Below are 16,279 nucleotides of genomic sequence, written 5' to 3'. Positions count from 1 at the left end.
GTCGCCGACGTGCAGTCGGGCGGCTACGCCAACTGGGTCGCCGCCAACTATTTCAACCGGGAGGGCGCGCAATGACGCAGGCCAGCACCAGCAACAACGTCAACACCCGCAAGGGCATCATTCTGGCCGGCGGCTCGGGCACCCGGTTGTATCCGGTGACGATGAGCGTGTCGAAGCAGTTGCTGCCGATCTACGACAAGCCGATGATCTACCACCCGCTGACCACGCTGATGCTGGCCGGCATGCGCGAGATCCTGATCATCTCGACGCCGCAGGACACGCCGCGCTTTAAGGATTTGCTGGGCGACGGCAGCCAATGGGGCATCCAGCTCAGCTACGCGGTGCAGCCTTCGCCGGACGGCCTGGCGCAGGCCTTCATCATCGGCAAGGAATTCGTCGGCGATTCGCCGTCGGCGCTCATCCTGGGCGACAACATCTACTACGGCAACGACCTCGACGCGCTGTTGCGCAGCGCCGCCGAGCGCAGCCACGGCGCCACCGTCTTCGCCTACCACGTGCAGGACCCGGAACGCTACGGCGTGGTCGACTTCAACGCCGAGCGCCAGGCCGTCAGCATCGAGGAGAAGCCGCTCAAGCCGAAGTCCAACTACGCCGTCACCGGCCTGTACTTCTACGACCAGCAGGTCTGCGACATCGCCGCCGGCATCGCCCCCTCGGCCCGTGGCGAACTGGAGATCACCGACGTCAACCGGGTCTACCTGGAGCGCCAGCAACTGAACGTCGAGCTGATGGGACGCGGCATGGCCTGGCTCGACACCGGCACCCACGACTCGCTGCTCGACGCCTCGCAGTTCATCGCCACCATCGAGAAGCGCCAGGGCCTGAAGGTGGCCTGCCCGGAGGAGATCGCCTATCGCAAGGGCTACATCGACGCCGCCCAGCTGCGCAAGCTGGCCGAGCCGTTGAAGAAGAACAACTACGGCCAATATCTGCTGCAAATTCTTGAAGACAAGGTAATTCCACGATGAAAATGATTCCGACCCCCTTGGCCGGCCTGTTCCTGCTCGAACCGCGCGTGTTCGGCGACGATCGCGGCTTTTTCTACGAGAGCTTCAACGCCCGCACTTTCGCCGAACTGACCGGCGTGACGGCCGCCTTCGTGCAGGACAACCATTCGCGCTCGGCCAAGAACGTGCTGCGCGGCCTGCACTACCAGATCCAGCAGTCGCAGGGCAAGCTGGTGCGGGTCACCAGCGGCGCGGTGTTCGACGTCGCCGTCGACCTGCGCAAGAGCTCGGCCACCTTCGGCCAGTGGTATGGTGTCGAGTTGTCGGCCGAGAACAAGCGCCAGCTGTGGATTCCGCCCGGCTTCGCCCACGGCTTCGTGGTCACCAGCGAGCACGCCGAGTTCCTGTATAAAACCACCGATTACTGGGCGCCCGAGTTCGAGCGCGCCATCCTGTGGAACGATCCGGCGATCGGCATCGAGTGGCCGCTGGACGCCGCGCCGTTGCTGTCGGGCAAGGACCAGGCCGCCGCGCTGCTGGCCGACGCCGAGGTGTTCGCATGAGGATTTTGTTGACCGGATGCAGTGGCCAGGTCGGCTATGAGCTCGAACGCAGCCTGCAGGGCCTGGGTGAGGTCGTCGCGGTCGACCGCGCACGCATGGACCTGGCCGACCTGGACCAGGTGCGCGCCGTCATCCGCGAGGTGAAGCCCGGCCTGATCGTCAATCCGGCCGCCTACACGGCGGTCGACAAGGCCGAGAGCGAGCCCGAGCTGGCGCACCGCGTCAACGCCGAGGCGCCGGCCGTGATGGCCGAGGAGTGCAAGCGGCTGGGCGCGGCGCTGGTGCATTACTCGACCGACTACGTGTTCGACGGCAGCCAGGCCGGCGCCCGCGTCGAGACCGATCCGACCGGCCCGATCAACGTCTACGGCCGCAGCAAGCTGGCCGGCGAGCAGGCCATCGCGGCGGCCGGCATCCGCCACCTGATCCTGCGCACCAGCTGGGTCTACGGCATGCGCGGCAAGAACTTCCTGCTGACCATGCTGCGCCTGGCGCGCGAGCGCGACGAACTGAGGGTGGTCGCCGACCAGCACGGCGCGCCCACCTGGAGCCGCAGCATCGCCGACAGCACGGCGCTGATCCTGGCCCAGGCCCAAGGCGACAGCGACTGGTGGCAGCGCCACAGCGGCATCTACCACCTGAGCAGCCAGGGCCAGACCACCTGGTTCGAGTTCACCCAGGCCATCCTGGCCGAGGCGCAGATCGATTGCCGCCTGCTGCCGATCAGCACCGCCGAGTATCCCGTGCCGGCGCCCCGCCCGCAGTATTCGGTGATGTCGTCCGAACTTCTGATGAAGCAGTTCTGCCGTCTGCCACACTGGCGCGAAGCACTGCGCCTGTGCCTGAAATAGAGGGCCGGGCCGCCGCTGGCGCTGGCGCCGGTCGCCGCTGGCGGCCGCGCCGGCCGTCAGCGGCGGCCCGCGCCATTTGTATCGATTGGTAAGCGTCGGCCGCGCGGCCGGCGTGTTTTGTTAGAATCCGCGCATTCAATGACGCCGCGCCGTCGTTTTCCCCGAATATGGAATTGCCGATTGTCGATTGCCGAATCCGGTACAATCGCGGCTTGGCGTGCCGATAATAAAGTCTCAAGGCACGGGATAATCGCCACATCGTATGGTGTTGCCGGGACCGCCAGCGCGCCCGGTATTTTTGTACTGATAAAAAAATAATGTTTTCTTTTTTACTGAGCTTTGTCGCCTCCGCGCTGCTGACCCTGTTGGTGATTAAGGAAGCGCGACTGCACGGCCCGGCGCTGGACGACGACTTCCAGGCGGTGCAAAAAGTGCATTCGCATTCGGTGGCGCGGATCGGCGGCCTGTCGATCTTCCTCGCCGTGGCGCTCAGTTCGCTTATTTCCGTTTGGCGCGTGCCGGCCATGACCGGCCTGCTGATTCCCCTGCTCGGCTGCGCCACCGTGGCCTTCGTCGGCGGCATCGTCGAGGACTACACCGGCCGCGTCAGCGCGACGCGGCGCCTGGTGCTGACCATGATCGCCGCGTTGATGGGTTATTTCCTGCTCGACGCCCGCATCGACCGCATCGACTGGGCCTTCTCCGCCTGGCCGCTGCAATACATGTGGCTGACCTTGCCGCTGACGGTGCTGGCGGTGGCCGGCATCGCCAACGCCGTCAACATCATCGACGGCTTCAACGGCCTGGCCAGCGTGGTCACCATTTGCATGTTGCTGTCGCTCGGCTATGTCGCGCTGCAGGTCAACGACATGTTCGTGCTGGTCGCCGCGCTGATGGTGGCCGGCGCCACCGCCGGCTTCCTGGTGTGGAACTATCCGGTCGGCCTGATCTTCCTCGGCGACGGCGGCGCCTATTTCATCGGCTTCATGCTGGGCGAGCTGGCGTTGTTGCTGGTGATGCGCAATCCGCAGGTGTCGACCTGGTACGCCGCCTTGCTGCTGATCTACCCGACCTTCGAAACCCTGTTCTCGGTGTACCGCCGGATGTTTATTCGCGGTAAATCGCCGGCCATGCCCGACGGCATACATTTGCACAGCCTGATATTCCGCCGCATCGTCCAATGGGCGGTCGGGCGCAAGGAGGCGCGCGCGCTGATGCGGCGCAATTCGCTGACCTCGCCGTATTTGTGGATGTTTTCGCTGATGGCGGTAATACCGGCCACGGTATTCTGGCGCCACACCTGGGTGTTAATGGTGTTCTGCCTGTTGTTTATCATCAGCTATATCTGGCTGTATGTGCGCATCGTTCGATTCAAGGCGCCGCGTTGGATGATACGCCACAAGAGAAACTAGTATTTGCGCGGCTTTGTAGTATATTTCTATCGTCAGCGGTTTAAATGTATTCACCCCCCATTTTAAAAGGAAGCGAAGATGGATCTATCCAATTTGTCGGCGGCCGATCTGCGCAATCAGCAGGAACACATCAAACGCGAATTAAAGAAACGGGAATCGCAGGAGCGCGCCCGGGCGGTCGAGCAGATATTCGCCATCGCGAAAAGCGTCGGCCTGCCGTTGCAGGATTTGATCGGCGGCGGGCGCGCGAAAACCGGCTCGGTGGCGCCGCGCTACCGCAATCCGGCCGACGCCAGCCAGCAGTGGACCGGTCGCGGCCGCCAGCCGAAGTGGGTCAAGGACTGGCTCGACGCCGGCAAATCGATCGATTTGCTGCGCCTCTGAGCGGTTTCTCCGCTCGCCGATGAAGCGGCAGGGCTTGCCTGCCGCTGGTATCGCACTTACTATATCAATGTTGTGCCCGTGAACTTTACGGGCGGCCATTCTTTTCCCCATCCATCCAGCGGGCCGGACCCGCGCCAGCGGCCTCGTCGCGGCGCGTCGGCCGCATCACGTGAATTCAAACACCATGGTTTCCCTGTCAAAAACGATCTTTAAAGCATACGACATTCGCGGCATCATCGACCAGACGCTCGACGCCGGCGTGGCGCGGCAGATCGGCATGGCCTTCGGCCAGGCCGCGCTGGCCAAGGGCGAGACCAAGGTGGTGATCGGCCGCGACGGCCGCCTGTCCGGCCCCGAACTGGCCGCCGCGCTGGCCCAGGGCCTGCAGGCCGCCGGCGTCGACGTGATCGACCTGGGCGTGGTGGCCACGCCGATGGTCTACTTCGGCACCAACGTGCTCGACGCCAAGTCCGGCATCATGGTCACCGGCAGCCACAACCCGCCCAACTACAACGGCTTCAAGATGGTGCTGGCCGGCGAGGCCATCCACGGCGTGGCGATCACCTCCTTGTACGAGCGCATCGTCGCCGCCGACGGCGCGCTGGCGGCCCAGCCGGGCGCCTACAGCACGCACGACATCCGCGCCGCCTACCTGCAGCGCATCATCGGCGACGTCAAGCTGGCGCGGCCGATCAAGATCGCCGTCGACTGCGGCAACGGCGTGGCCGGCGCCTTCGCCGGCGACCTGTTCCGTGGCATGGGTTGCGAGGTGGTCGAGCTGTTCTGCGAAGTCGACGGCACCTTCCCCAACCACCATCCCGACCCGGCCCACCCGGAGAACCTGCAGGACCTGATCCGCTGCCTGCAAACCAGCGACGCCGAGATCGGCATCGCCTTCGACGGCGACGGCGACCGCCTCGGCGTGGTCACCAAGGACGGCCAGATCATCTATCCGGACCGCCAGATGATGTTGTTCGCCGCCGACGTGCTGACGCGCCATCCGGGCGAGCAGATCCTCTACGACGTCAAGTGCACGCGCCATCTGGCGCCATGGATCAGCAAGCACGGCGGCCGTCCGCTGATGTACAAGACCGGCCACTCGCTGGTCAAGGCCAAGCTGCGCGAGACCGGCGCCCCGCTGGGCGGCGAGATGAGCGGCCACATCTTCTTCAAGGACCGCTGGTACGGCTTCGACGACGGCCTGTACTCGGGCGCGCGCCTGCTGGAGATCCTGACCCGCGAGGCCGATCCGTCGGCCCTGCTGAACAGCCTGCCGCAGTCCGACAGCACGCCCGAGCTGCACCTGGAGCTCAAGGAGGGCGAGAACGTCGCCCTGATGGAGCGCCTGCGCAGCGACGCCGTGTTCCCCGGCCACGAGCAGATCATCACCATCGACGGCCTGCGCGTCGAGTACGCCGACGGCTTCGGCCTGGCCCGCTCGTCGAACACCACGCCGGTGATCGTGATGCGCTTCGAGGCCGAGACGCCGGCCGCGCTGGCGCGCATCCAGGGCCAGTTCAAGAGCGTGATCCTGGCCGCCAAGCCGGACGCGGTGCTGCCGTTCTAAGCGCCATGGCGACCAAGGCCGCGCGAGCGGGCGGCCCACGGCCGCTGAACATCCTGCTGGTGCGCGTGTCCTCGCTGGGCGACGTGCTGCACAACCTGCCGATGGTGGCCGACATCGCCCGCCACTGCCCGGACGCGAATATCGACTGGGTGGTGGAGGAGGGCTATGTCAGCCTGGTGCGGCAGAACAGCCGGGTGCGCAACATCATTCCCTTCGCCCTGCGGCGCTGGCGCAAGAGCCTGGGCAAGCCGGAGACGCGGGCCGAAATGAAAGCCTTCTGGCGCCGCCTGCGCGAGCAGGAGTACGACTATGTGTTCGACACCCAGGGCCTGTTGAAGACCGGCGCCATCATGGGCATGGCGCGGGTGGTCAAGGGCGGCCGCAAGGTCGGCCTGGCCAACGGCAGCGAGGGCTCGGGTTACGAGGGCATCTCGCGCCTGTTCCACAGCGAGAGCGTGCCGACCGATCCGCGCACCCACGCGGTGGCGCGCGGCCGCCTGGTGGCCGGCGCGGCGCTCGGCTATTCGGTCGACACGCCGGCCGACTTCGGCCTGCCGGCGCTGGAGGCCGCCGCGCCCCGGCCGGACTGGATGCCGGCCGGGGCCTACGCCGTCTACTTCCACGGCACCGCGCGCGACGCCAAGAAATGGTCGGCGCAGAACTGGATAGAACTGGGCCGCCAGCTGGCGCCCATGCCCATCCTGCTGCCCTGGGGCTCGGCCAAGGAGCTGGCCGAGGCCGAGCAACTGGCCGCCGGCCTGCCCAACGCCCGCGTGCTGCCCAAGCTGAGCATGGCCGACGCGGTGCTGCTGGCGCGCCACGCCGCGCTGGCGGTCGGCGTCGACACCGGCCTGACCCACATCGCCGCCGCCTTCACGGTGCCGACGGTGGAGATCTACGCCGACTCGCCGCGTTGGAAGACCGAGGGCAACTGGTCGCCGAAGATCATCAACCTGGGCGACCAGGGCGCGCCGCCCGGCGTGGCCGAAGTGGCCGCCGCCGCCAAGAGTCTATTGGCCTGAACATGCGTACCTTTTATTCCGCGATGTGGTGGCTGGCCCTGCCGCTGGTGTTGGCGCGGCTGTGGCTGCGCGGCCGCAAGGAGCCCGGTTACCGCGGCCATTGGGGCGAGCGGCTCGGCCTGTACGGCCGTGCCGTCGGTTCGGCCGGCCCCGGCGCGGCGCTGCCGGCGATCTGGTTGCATGCCGTCTCGGTCGGCGAAACGCGCGCCGCCGAGCCGCTGGTCAACGCCCTGCTGGCCGCCTATCCCGACCACCGCATTGTGCTGACCCACATGACGCCGACCGGCCGCGCCACCGGCGCCGCGCTGTTCGCGCGCCACGGCGCGCGGCTGGTGCAATCCTATCTGCCTTACGACACGGCGACCATGGTGCGCCGCTTCCTGCGCCATTTCGCGCCGCGCATCTGCATCCTGATGGAGACCGAGGTGTGGCCCAACCTGATCGCCGAATGCGGCCGTGGCGGCGTGCCGGTGGTGCTGGCCAACGCCCGCCTGTCGGAGCGCTCGCTGCGCAAGGCCGGCCGCTTCGGCCGCCTGCTGCTCGACGCCGCGCGCGGCATCACGCTGGTGGCGGCGCAGACCGAGGCCGACGCGGCGCGCGTGCGCACGCTGGGCGCGCCGCGCGTCGAAGTCACCGGCAGCATCAAGTTCGACGTCGACGTGCCGGCCGCCGCGCTGGCCACCGGCGCCGCCCTGCGCGGCCACATCGGCGACCGTCCGGTGCTGCTGTGCGCCAGCACGCGCGAGGGCGAGGAGGCTTTGATATTGGACGCCTTCCAGCAGGCCCGCGCGGCCCTGCCGGCCGACGTGCTGCTGTTGATCGTGCCGCGCCATCCGCAGCGTTTCGACGAGGTGGCCAAGCTGGTCGCCGGCCACGGCTTGGCGCTGGAGCGGCGCAGCGCGCTGACGTTGACCCCGGACGGCGCCGCGCCGCCGGCCAGGGCGACGGTGCTGCTGGGCGATTCGATGGGCGAGATGTTCGCCTACTACGCCGCCTGCGACTGCGCCTTTGTCGGCGGCAGCCTGCTGCCGCTGGGCGGACAGAACCTGATCGAACCGGCGGCGCTGGGCAAGCCGGTGCTGATCGGCCCGCACACCTTCAATTTCGCCGTGGTGACGGAAGACGCGCTGGCCGCCGGCGGCGCCGTGCGCGTGGCCGACGCGGCCGAGCTGATGGCCCAGGCGGCCCGCCTGCTGAACGACGCCGCCGCCCGCCACGCCATGGGCGGGCAGGCGCTGGCCTTCGCCAACCAGCATCGCGGCGCCACCGCCCGCACCGTGGCGCTGCTGCCGACCTGGCTGTAAAGGCAGGCAGCGCCGTCGTCCTCGCGAAGGCGGGGACCCATGCGCGGCCGGCCTTGTCGGCGTAGCGTGCTTTCCATGGCTTGCCGCCTGCGCGGCAACGACAACTGGGGAGATAGCAACGACAGCTAGGGAAACAGCACCGACAGGCTAGGGAAACAGCACCGGCAGCTCCTGCGCGCGTTTGCGCAGCAGCTGCTTGGCCTCCTCGTATTCCGGGTAGATGGTGCCGACGGTGTCCCAGAAGCGGGCGCTGTGGTTCATCTCCAGCAGGTGCGACAGCTCGTGCGCCACCACGTAGTCGATCAGCGGCAGCGAGAAGTGGACCAGGCGCCAGTTCAGGCGGATCTTGCGGTCGACCGTGCACGAGCCCCAGCGCGTGCCGGCCGAGGACAGCGCGAACGAATGGTAGCGCACGCCCAGCCGGGCGGCGTACACGTCGAGGCGTTGCTCGAACAACTGGCGCGCCTCCAGTTGCAGCCAGGCGCGCACGCGTTCCTTGAGCAGCAGCTCGGTGGCGCCGGGCACCAACACCATCGCCAACTCGCGCGTGGCCGGGTTGTAGCTGGTGCGGTTGCGGCCGCCCACCAGCAGGCGCAGCACGATCTCGCCGCCCAGGTAGGGCAGGGTGGCGCCGTCGACCCATTCGACCGGCGGCTTTTGCAGCCGCGCCGCGCGGCGTTCGCGCCGCTCGTGCAGCTTGCTGAGTATCCAGGCCTGCTTGGTGCGGATGGCGTTGTCGACCTCGGCGATGCTGATGCGCTTGGGCGCGGTGACGCGCAGGCCGTCGTCGTCGATCATGAAGCCGATCGAGCGGCGCGTCGAGCGGCGCAGCGTGTATTCGAGGACGAACTGGCCGACCAGCAGCTGGCGCTTGGGCGCGGCGTCGGGTGCCGGCGGTGCCGGCGGCGGCGCTTTGCGCGGCACTGGCGGCGCGGTCGGGGAAAAGTCCGGCGTGGCCGGCGCGACGCGGCGCGGCGCGGCGGGATTGGCGGGATTGGCGGGGAACGTGGCGGGGTTGGCCGGCAAGGCGACGGGGTCGGCTTCGCGCCGCAGCGCGGCAGGCGCCACGTGGCCGCTCAATGCGGCGGCCGGCGCGGCCGCGCCGGCCTGCCCGAACAGGTCGAGCTGCGAGGCGTCGTCCGGCGCCGTGGCGGCTGCCGGCCGGACTACGCTCGCGATGTCATCTAGCCAGCGTTGTAGGCGTGGGGCGAAATGACGTGCATTTCTGATTCTATCCAATTTTCCACCTGTTGCATCAAGCTGTCCGGTGTGTGCCCGGCCGACGGAATCGGTTTGCCGATCGATACCGTGATCAGGCCGGGACGCTTAATAAACGAATTCTTGGGCCAGCATTCGCCGGAGTTGTGGGCGATCGGCACCACCACCGCGCCGGTCTCGATGGCCAGCCGCGTGCCGCCGCTCTTGTACTTGCCCTTTTGTCCGACCGGGATGCGGGTCCCTTCGGGGAACATGATAATCCATTGGCCGTCGGCCAGGCGGCGTTTCCCGTGGGTGACCACGTGTTTGAAGGCGTTCTTGCCCTGCTTGCGGTCGATCGGGATCATGCGCAGCAGCGCCATGGCCCAGCCGAAGAAGGGGATGTACAGGATCTCCTTCTTGAAGACGAACACCAGCGGGCGCGGCATGCTGGGCAGCAGGAAGATGGTTTCCCAGGCCGACTGGTGCTTCGACAGCACGACGGCCGGCGCGTCGGGGAAGTTCTCGGCGCCCTTGATCTCGTAGCGGATGCCGCAAATGACCTTGGCGCACCAGATGATGAACACGTTCCAGCGCGAGGTGACGTAGAAGCGCTGGTTGTACGGCAGCGGCGCGACCAGGAAGCAGACGCAGGCCCAGACGATGGTGGCCAGCGTCATGATGGTCATGAACAGCAGGGAACGCAGGAACAGGAAGGTATGGCGCAATGCGGACTCCGGAATTGTTTTTATGGGTGTGTCAGTTGACGACGTGCAGCGCGGGCGGCGCGCCGGTCTTGAGCAGGTGGTTGACCATCGCCGCCAGGTCGGCGAAGACCATGGTGCCGGGCGGCAGGCCGCCGGTGCTGTGGGTTTTTTCGCCTTTGCCGGTCAACACCAGATAGGGTATGCAGCCGCTGACGAAGCCGGCCTGCAGGTCGCGCAGCGAGTCGCCGACGGTGGGCACGCCCTTCAGGCTGAGCTGGTAGCGCTTGGAGATCTCGGCGAACATGCCGGGCTTGGGCTTGCGGCAGTCGCAGCTGTCGACCGCCGCGTGCGGGCAGAAGAAGATCGCGTCGATGGTGGCGCCGACCTGTTGCGCCAGCAGGTGCATCTTCTGGTGGATGGCGTTGAGGATGCTCATGTCGAAGTACTCGCGGGCGATGCCCGATTGGTTCGACGCCACCACCACCCGGTAGCCCGCCTGGTTCAGGCGGGCGATCGCTTCGAGCGAGCCGGGGATGGGCAGCCACTCGGCGGGCGACTTGATGAAGTCCGGCGAGTCATGGTTGATCACGCCGTCGCGATCCAGAATGATCAGCTTCATGGCCGGCGCTCCCATTTAGGCCGCCAGTTTCGAGATGTCGGCGACGCGGTTCATCATGCCGTGCAGCGAGGACAGCAGGGCCAGGCGGTTGTTGCGCAGGGCGACATCCTCGGCCATCACCATGACGTCGTTGAAGAAGGCGTCGACGTCGTCGCGCAGCTGGGCCAGCGTTTTCAGCGTGCCGGCGAAGTCGCCGGCGGCGAAGGCGGCGTCGACTTCAGGCTGCACGCGCAGCACGGCGGCGGCCAGGTTCTTCTCGGCCGTGTCGACCAGCAGCGCGGCGTTGACGCCGGCGTTGCCGGAGGCGCTGAGCGCCTCTTCGTTCTTCTTCAGGATGTTGGTGATGCGCTTGTTGGCGGCGGCCAGCGAGGCGCTCTCCGGCAGCGCGGCGAAGGCCTGCACGGCCTCCAGGCGCTGCACAATGTCGTCCAGGCGGTCCGGATTCTGCGCCACCACGGCCTCGATCTCGTTGGGCGAGAAGCCGCGCTCGCGCAGGATGCCGCGCAGGCGGTCGATCATGAAGGTGTAGATCTCGGCCGACGGGTCTTTGAAACCGGCGACGAATTCAAACATTTTCGCCGCGCTCGAAAGCAGCGCGCCGATTGAAATCGACAGGCGCTTTTCGATCAGCATGCGCAGCACGCCGAGGGCGTGGCGGCGCAGCGCGAACGGGTCCTTGTCGCCGGTCGGCGCCAGGCCGATGGCCCAGATGCCGACCAGGGTCTCGAGCTTGTCGGCCAGCGCCACGGCGGTGCCGGTGACGGTGCTCGGCAGGGCGTCGCCGGCGAAGCGCGGCTGGTAGTGCTCGGAGGCGGCCAGCGCGACGTCTTCGTGCTCGCCGTCGTTGCGGGCGTAGTAGGTGCCCATGATGCCTTGCAGCTCGGGGAACTCGCCGACCATGTCGGTGACCAGGTCGGCCTTGGACAGCTTGGCGGCGCGGCTCGCCAGCGCGGCGTCGCCGCCGATCAAGCCGGCGATGTGGCCGGCCAGCGTGGCGACGCGTTCGCCGCGCGCGGCCTGGGTGCCCAGTTTGTTGTGGTAGACGATCTTGTCGAGCAGCGGCAGGCGCGATTCCAGCGTCTTCTTCTTGTCCTGCTCGAAGAAGAATTTGGCGTCGGCCAGGCGCGGGCGCACCACGCGCTCGTTGCCGCCGACGATGGCGGCCGGCGTCGCCGTCTCGATGTTGGAGACGATCAGGAAGCGCGAGCGCAGCTTGCCGGCGCTGTCGGTCAGGGCGAAATACTTCTGGTTGGTCTGCATGGTCAGGATCAGGCATTCCTGCGGCACGGCGAGGAACTCGTCCTCGAAGCGGCACTCGTAGACCACCGGCCATTCGACCAGCGCGGTGACTTCGTCGAGCAGGGCTTCGGGCATCAGCACCTGGTCGGCGCCGGCTTTTTCCAGCAGGGCGGCGCGGATCTTCTCCTTGCGCTGCTCGATGCTGGCGATGACCTTGCCTTCGCCGGCCAGGGTGGCGGCGTAGCTGTCGGCGTCGGCGATGACGATTTTTTTGCTGCCGTCGGCCATCAGGAAGCGGTGGCCCAGACTGGTGTTGGAGGCGGTCAGGCCGAGCAGGGTCAGCGGCAGTACATCGGCGCCATGCAGGGCGACCAGGCTGTGCGCCGGGCGGACGAACTGCACGCTGCTGCCGTCGGGACGCTGGTAGCTCATCAGCTTGGGAATCGGCAGCTTGGCGGCCGATTCCTCCAGCGCGGCTTGCAGCCCGCTGTGCAGCGCGCTGCCGGCGGCGGTGTGGGTGTAGAAGAAGCTCTCGGCCTTGCCGTCGACGGCGCGTTCCAGCTCGGCCACGGTGAGCTCGGGGAAGCCCAGCGCGGCCAGTTTCTTGGCCAGCGGCGCGGTGGCGTTGCCGTTGGCGTCGAGGGCGACGCTGACCGGCAGGACTTTTTCACGGATCGCCTTGTCGGGCGAGGTGGCGCGCACCTTGCTGATGGACACGGCCAGGCGGCGCGGCGAGGCGAACGAGGTGGCGACGCTGTCGGCTTCGAGGAAGTCGCGCGATTTCAGGCCGTTGACGATGCCGGCGGCGAAGGCGGCGCCCAGTTTGGCCAGCGCCTTCGGCGGCAGCTCTTCGGTCAGCAGTTCGATTAAGAGTGTCTGGTTCATATGGTTCATATTCTGTGGGGCTTAGGCGGCAGCGGCGGCGGCGTTGCCGAGCATGGGGAAGCCCAGCCGTTCGCGCGAGTCGTAATAGGCTTGCGCGACCAGGCGCGACAAGGTGCGCACGCGGCCGATGTAGGCGGCGCGCTCGGTGACGGAGATGGCGCCACGGGCGTCGAGCATGTTGAAGCTGTGCGAAGCCTTCATGATCTGCTCGTAGGCCGGCAGGGTCAGCTGCAACTCGATCAGGCGCTTGGCTTCCGATTCGTGGTTGGCGAATTGGGCGAACAGCAGGTCGGTGTTGGCGTGCTCGAAGTTGTAGGTCGACTGCTCGACCTCGTTTTGGTGGAACACGTCGCCGTAGGTCAGCTTTTTCGTCATACCGTTTTCTTCCCACTCGGTCCAGACCAGGTCGTAGACGTTCTCGACGCCCTGCAGATACATGGCCAGGCGTTCGATGCCGTAGGTGATCTCGCCCAGCACCGGCTTGCAATCGAGGCCGCCGACCTGCTGGAAGTAGGTGAACTGGGTCACCTCCATGCCGTTCAACCAGACCTCCCAACCCAGGCCCCAGGCGCCCAGGGTCGGGCTTTCCCAGTCGTCCTCGACGAAGCGCACGTCGTTCTGCTGCAGGTCCAGGCCGAGCGCGGCCAGCGAACCGAGATACAGGTCGAGGATGTTTTCCGGCGCCGGCTTGAGCACCACCTGGTATTGGTAGTAGTGCTGCATGCGGTTCGGGTTCTCGCCGTAGCGGCCGTCCTTGGGGCGGCGCGACGGCTGCACGTAGGCGGCGCGCCAAGGCTCGGGGCCGATGGCGCGCAGGAAGGTGCCGGTGTGGAAGGTGCCGGCGCCGACTTCCATGTCGTAGGGCTGGAGCAGGGCGCAGCCTTGCTTGTCCCAGTAGGTTTGCAAGGTCAGAATGATTTGTTGAAATGTGAGCATCTTGTTTGGTCGGTGGTGCGCAGCGGTGCGCGAGCGGTTGCAGGTTCGCTAAAGCGGCAATTTTAGCGGGTTTTAGCGGGTGGCTGGTGAGTTTAAGCGGGCTTTGCGCAGGGTTTCAGGCGCCTATGTCGGGATTGTCGCCCGCGACGCGGCATTTCGCCGCGCCAGCAGCCAGGCGCCGCCCAGGGCCAGGGCGGTCAGGACGAGGAATAGTTTGTTGCCCCACAGGATGTAAGGCGTGCTGCCGGCCATGCCCTGCACCGTCGCCGCCAGGGTGCCACGGGTGTAGGGCGCCAACTGGGCCCGCACCACGCCGTGGCCGTCGATGACGGCGGTGGCGCCGGTGTTGGTCGAGCGCAGCATCGGCCGGCCCGTCTCCAGCGTGCGCATCTGCGAGATCTGCAGGTGCTGCGGGATGGCGATGGTGTCGCCGAACCAGGCCAGGTTGGAGACGTTGAGCAGCAGCGTGGCCGGCAATTGGCCGCCGGCCGGCGCGTTGAGCTGTTCGGCGATCTCCTCGCCGAACAAGTCCTCGTAGCAGATGTTGGGCAGCACGCGCTGGTCCTTGACGGCCAGCGCCGGTTGCACGGCGGCGCCTCGGGTTTGGTCGCCCAGTGGAATCGACATCAGGTCGACGAACCAGCGGAAGCCGAGCGGAATGAATTCGCCGAACGGCACCAGGTGGTGTTTGTCGTAGCGGTAGGCGGCGGCGCCGGCGCGCGGGGCGATGCCGATGACGCTGTTGTGGTAGACGGTGGGGCTGTCGGCCAGCGGGATGCCGAGCACCAGGCTGCTGCCGGTTTTTTGGGTGAACTGGGCCAGCGCCGGCAGGTAGTCGGGCGGCAGCTGCTGCGGCAGCAGCACCACCGCCGTCTCCGGCGTGGCGATCAGGTCGGCCGGGGCGGCCATGATGGCCTCCTGGTACTGCTTCAGCGTGGCCATCACGTGGGCGCCGTTGAACTTCTCGTCCTGCGGGATGTTGCCCTGTAGCAGACGCACGCTGATCGGCTTGCCCTCGGCGTGGGTCCAGTGCAGCTGGCCCAGGCCCAGGCCGGCCAGCATGAGGCCGGCGAGCAGGCCGGCGGCGCGCCAGCGGGTGCGGTGCGCCAGCAGCAGCAGGGCGCCGGCGCAGACGGCGGCCAGCCAGCCCAGGCCGTACACGCCGATGATGGCGGCGTAGCCGGCCAGCGGACCGTGGTTGTGGGCGTAGCCGGCCGACAGCCAGGGGAAGCCGGTGAACAGCCAGCCGCGCAGCCATTCGAACAGCGCCCACATGGCCGGCAGCAGCAGCAGGTTGGCGGCCGGCAGCGGCAGCGCCCAGCGCTGGCGCAACCAGGCGGCGGCGCCCATCGCCAGGGCGACGTAGCTGCCCATGCCGAAGGCCAGCAGGGCGACGGCGGCGGCGGCCAGGGGCGCGGCCATGCCGCCGAAGTTGTGCAGGGAGACGTAGAGCCAGTGGGTGCCGGCGGCGGTCCAGCCGAAGCCGAAGGCCCAGCCGACCAGCGCCGCGCTTTTCACGCCGGCGCTGCGCAGCACCTGGTAGAACAGCACGGCCAGGGCGAGGATCTGCAGCGGCCACCAGCCGAACGGGGCGAAGGCGAAGACGCAGCCGGCGCCGGCCAGCGCGGCGATGGCCATGCGGCCACGGGTGCTGCGTTGGGGCGGGGGAGGGGCGTCGGGACGGGCTGGGCGAAAACGCATGTCAGGCGTCGGCGCCCGGCGCGGCCGGCAGTCTTTCCACCAGCAGCACGTGGATCTGCCGGGCGTCGGCGCGCAGCACCTCGAAGCGCAGGTTCTCGAAGTCGAACACGTCGCCCTTGTGCGGCATGCGCGCCAGGTGCTTGGCGACCAGGCCGCCGATGGTGTCGACGTCGTCGTCGGGCAGGGCGGTGTCGAGCTCGTCGTTGAACTGGCTGATCTCGGTCAGCGCCTTGATGCGCCAGCGCGGGCCGTGGACGCCTTCCTTGATCGAGAGGATGTTGTCCTCCTCCTCGTCGAAGTCGTATTCGTCCTCGATGTCGCCGACGATCTGTTCGAGCACGTCCTCGATGGTGATCAGGCCGGCCACGCCGCTGTACTCGTCAACCACGATGGCCATGTGGTTGTGGTTGGCGCGGAAGTCGCGCAGCAACACGTTCAGGCGTTTCGATTCGGGGATGAAGATGGCCGGGCGCAGCATGTCGCGCACGTCGAAGGAGTCTTCGGCGTAGTAGCGCAGCAGGTCCTTGGCCAGCAGGATGCCGATCACCTTGTCGCGTTCGCCCTCGATGGCGGGGAAGCGCGAGTGCGCCGTCTGCAGCACGGTCGGCAGCCATTCCTCGATCGGTTTGGAGATGTCGATCACGTCCATTTGCGAACGGGGGATCATGATGTCGCGGGCGGACAGGTCCGACACCTGGAACACGCCTTCGATCATCGACAGGGCGTCGGCGTCGATCAGGTTGCGTTCGTGGGCGTCGTGCAGAACTTCGAGCAGTTCCGCGCGGTTCTCGGGCTCGGGGGAGATCAGTGCGGTCAGGCGTTCAAACAGTGACCGGTGGGGCTTGGCGTCAGTCTTGACGCCACTAGGGTGCTCTTGCATAGGAGGCGTGAGCCGTTGTTTCGAAGGGGTATAGGATACACCAA

At 67.3% G+C, this 16,279-nt stretch carries 15 protein-coding genes; 8 read left to right on the top strand and 7 right to left on the bottom strand.

The features are described from left to right. The first annotated feature begins 71 nt into the window (after positions 1–71). The 8 genes from rfbA (at position 72) to waaA (ending at position 8,071) form a co-directional block, all read left to right on the top strand. A complete protein-coding gene (gene rfbA / locus H7U20_RS14490; protein ID WP_199759857.1) occupies positions 72–989 on the top strand; it encodes a glucose-1-phosphate thymidylyltransferase RfbA in 918 nt (305 codons plus the stop codon). Further along, positions 986–1,531, top strand: a complete 546-nt coding sequence (gene rfbC, locus H7U20_RS14485) for a dTDP-4-dehydrorhamnose 3,5-epimerase (protein ID WP_199759856.1) — start codon at positions 986–988, stop codon at positions 1,529–1,531. Before rfbA ends, rfbC begins: the two co-directional genes overlap by 4 nt. Continuing rightward, positions 1,528–2,382, top strand: coding sequence for a dTDP-4-dehydrorhamnose reductase (rfbD, locus tag H7U20_RS14480; RefSeq protein WP_199759855.1), 855 nt, complete (start codon positions 1,528–1,530; stop codon positions 2,380–2,382). The genes rfbC and rfbD overlap by 4 nt, the downstream gene beginning before the upstream one ends. 317 nt (positions 2,383–2,699) lie before the next feature. Next, positions 2,700–3,794, top strand: coding sequence for a glycosyltransferase family 4 protein (locus H7U20_RS14475; RefSeq protein WP_199759854.1), 1,095 nt, complete (start codon positions 2,700–2,702; stop codon positions 3,792–3,794). A 78-nt stretch (positions 3,795–3,872) separates the two neighbouring features. Beyond that, a complete protein-coding gene (locus H7U20_RS14470; RefSeq protein WP_199759853.1) occupies positions 3,873–4,178 on the top strand; it encodes an H-NS histone family protein in 306 nt (101 codons plus the stop codon). Positions 4,179–4,362: 184 nt separating this feature from the next. Continuing rightward, entirely contained in the window at positions 4,363–5,745 is a 1,383-nt protein-coding gene (locus tag H7U20_RS14465) for a phosphomannomutase/phosphoglucomutase (protein WP_199759852.1), read from the top strand. Between the two features lie 5 nt (positions 5,746–5,750). Next, the gene (waaC, locus tag H7U20_RS14460; protein ID WP_199759851.1) at positions 5,751–6,767 is read left to right on the top strand and encodes a lipopolysaccharide heptosyltransferase I; all 1,017 of its coding nucleotides are present in this window, start codon (positions 5,751–5,753) and stop codon (positions 6,765–6,767) included. A 2-nt stretch (positions 6,768–6,769) separates the two neighbouring features. Then, complete coding sequence (waaA, locus tag H7U20_RS14455) at positions 6,770–8,071, top strand: lipid IV(A) 3-deoxy-D-manno-octulosonic acid transferase (RefSeq protein WP_199759850.1); 1,302 nt, start codon at positions 6,770–6,772, stop codon at positions 8,069–8,071. Between the two features lie 147 nt (positions 8,072–8,218). Here waaA and H7U20_RS14450 read toward each other — a convergent pair whose 3' ends face one another. From H7U20_RS14450 to H7U20_RS14420, 7 genes are all read right to left on the bottom strand, one after another. Then, positions 8,219–9,310 (bottom strand): M48 family metallopeptidase, encoded by a 1,092-nt coding sequence (locus tag H7U20_RS14450; protein ID WP_233410760.1) that lies wholly within the window; start codon positions 9,308–9,310, stop codon positions 8,219–8,221. Continuing rightward, positions 9,256–9,996, bottom strand: a complete 741-nt coding sequence (locus H7U20_RS14445; protein ID WP_199759849.1) for a lysophospholipid acyltransferase family protein — start codon at positions 9,994–9,996, stop codon at positions 9,256–9,258. Before H7U20_RS14445 ends, H7U20_RS14450 begins: the two co-directional genes overlap by 55 nt. Before the next feature lie 31 nt (positions 9,997–10,027). Next, complete coding sequence (gene gmhB, locus H7U20_RS14440; RefSeq protein WP_199759848.1) at positions 10,028–10,594, bottom strand: D-glycero-beta-D-manno-heptose 1,7-bisphosphate 7-phosphatase; 567 nt, start codon at positions 10,592–10,594, stop codon at positions 10,028–10,030. Positions 10,595–10,609: 15 nt separating this feature from the next. Next, positions 10,610–12,718, bottom strand: a complete 2,109-nt coding sequence (gene glyS, locus H7U20_RS14435) for a glycine--tRNA ligase subunit beta (protein ID WP_199759847.1) — start codon at positions 12,716–12,718, stop codon at positions 10,610–10,612. Positions 12,719–12,739: 21 nt separating this feature from the next. Beyond that, positions 12,740–13,654 carry a glycine--tRNA ligase subunit alpha gene (gene glyQ, locus H7U20_RS14430; protein ID WP_199759846.1) on the bottom strand — a complete coding sequence of 305 codons (915 nt, stop codon included), beginning with the start codon at positions 13,652–13,654 and terminating at the stop codon, positions 12,740–12,742. A gap of 123 nt (positions 13,655–13,777) precedes the next feature. After that, positions 13,778–15,355 carry an apolipoprotein N-acyltransferase gene (lnt, locus tag H7U20_RS14425; protein ID WP_199759845.1) on the bottom strand — a complete coding sequence of 526 codons (1,578 nt, stop codon included), beginning with the start codon at positions 15,353–15,355 and terminating at the stop codon, positions 13,778–13,780. 1 nt (position 15,356) lies between these two features. Then, a complete protein-coding gene (locus tag H7U20_RS14420) occupies positions 15,357–16,235 on the bottom strand; it encodes an HlyC/CorC family transporter (protein WP_199759844.1) in 879 nt (292 codons plus the stop codon). Between the last annotated feature and the right edge of the window lie 44 nt (positions 16,236–16,279).

The sequence above is a fragment of the Rugamonas violacea genome, assembly GCF_016461825.1.
In the GTDB taxonomy this organism is placed as follows: Bacteria; Pseudomonadota; Gammaproteobacteria; order Burkholderiales; family Burkholderiaceae_D; genus Rugamonas.
Note: the sequence above shows the minus strand (reverse complement) of the source record. Positions and strands in the feature narration are given on the sequence as shown.

Excerpts from the sequence above, each read along its gene's own strand:
- rfbA (WP_199759857.1), top strand. The coding sequence starts at position 72 with ATGACGCAGGCCAGCACCAGCAACAACGTCAACACCCGCAAGGGCATC.
- rfbC (WP_199759856.1), top strand. The coding sequence starts at position 986 with ATGAAAATGATTCCGACCCCCTTGGCCGGCCTGTTCCTGCTCGAACCG.
- rfbD (WP_199759855.1), top strand. The coding sequence starts at position 1,528 with ATGAGGATTTTGTTGACCGGATGCAGTGGCCAGGTCGGCTATGAGCTC.
- H7U20_RS14475 (WP_199759854.1), top strand. The coding sequence starts at position 2,700 with ATGTTTTCTTTTTTACTGAGCTTTGTCGCCTCCGCGCTGCTGACCCTG.
- H7U20_RS14470 (WP_199759853.1), top strand. The coding sequence starts at position 3,873 with ATGGATCTATCCAATTTGTCGGCGGCCGATCTGCGCAATCAGCAGGAA.
- H7U20_RS14465 (WP_199759852.1), top strand. The coding sequence starts at position 4,363 with ATGGTTTCCCTGTCAAAAACGATCTTTAAAGCATACGACATTCGCGGC.
- waaC (WP_199759851.1), top strand. The coding sequence starts at position 5,751 with ATGGCGACCAAGGCCGCGCGAGCGGGCGGCCCACGGCCGCTGAACATC.
- waaA (WP_199759850.1), top strand. The coding sequence starts at position 6,770 with ATGCGTACCTTTTATTCCGCGATGTGGTGGCTGGCCCTGCCGCTGGTG.
- gmhB (WP_199759848.1), bottom strand. The coding sequence starts at position 10,594 with ATGAAGCTGATCATTCTGGATCGCGACGGCGTGATCAACCATGACTCG.
- glyS (WP_199759847.1), bottom strand. The coding sequence starts at position 12,718 with ATGAACCAGACACTCTTAATCGAACTGCTGACCGAAGAGCTGCCGCCG.
- glyQ (WP_199759846.1), bottom strand. The coding sequence starts at position 13,654 with ATGCTCACATTTCAACAAATCATTCTGACCTTGCAAACCTACTGGGAC.
- lnt (WP_199759845.1), bottom strand. The coding sequence starts at position 15,355 with ATGCGTTTTCGCCCAGCCCGTCCCGACGCCCCTCCCCCGCCCCAACGC.
- H7U20_RS14420 (WP_199759844.1), bottom strand. The coding sequence starts at position 16,235 with ATGCAAGAGCACCCTAGTGGCGTCAAGACTGACGCCAAGCCCCACCGG.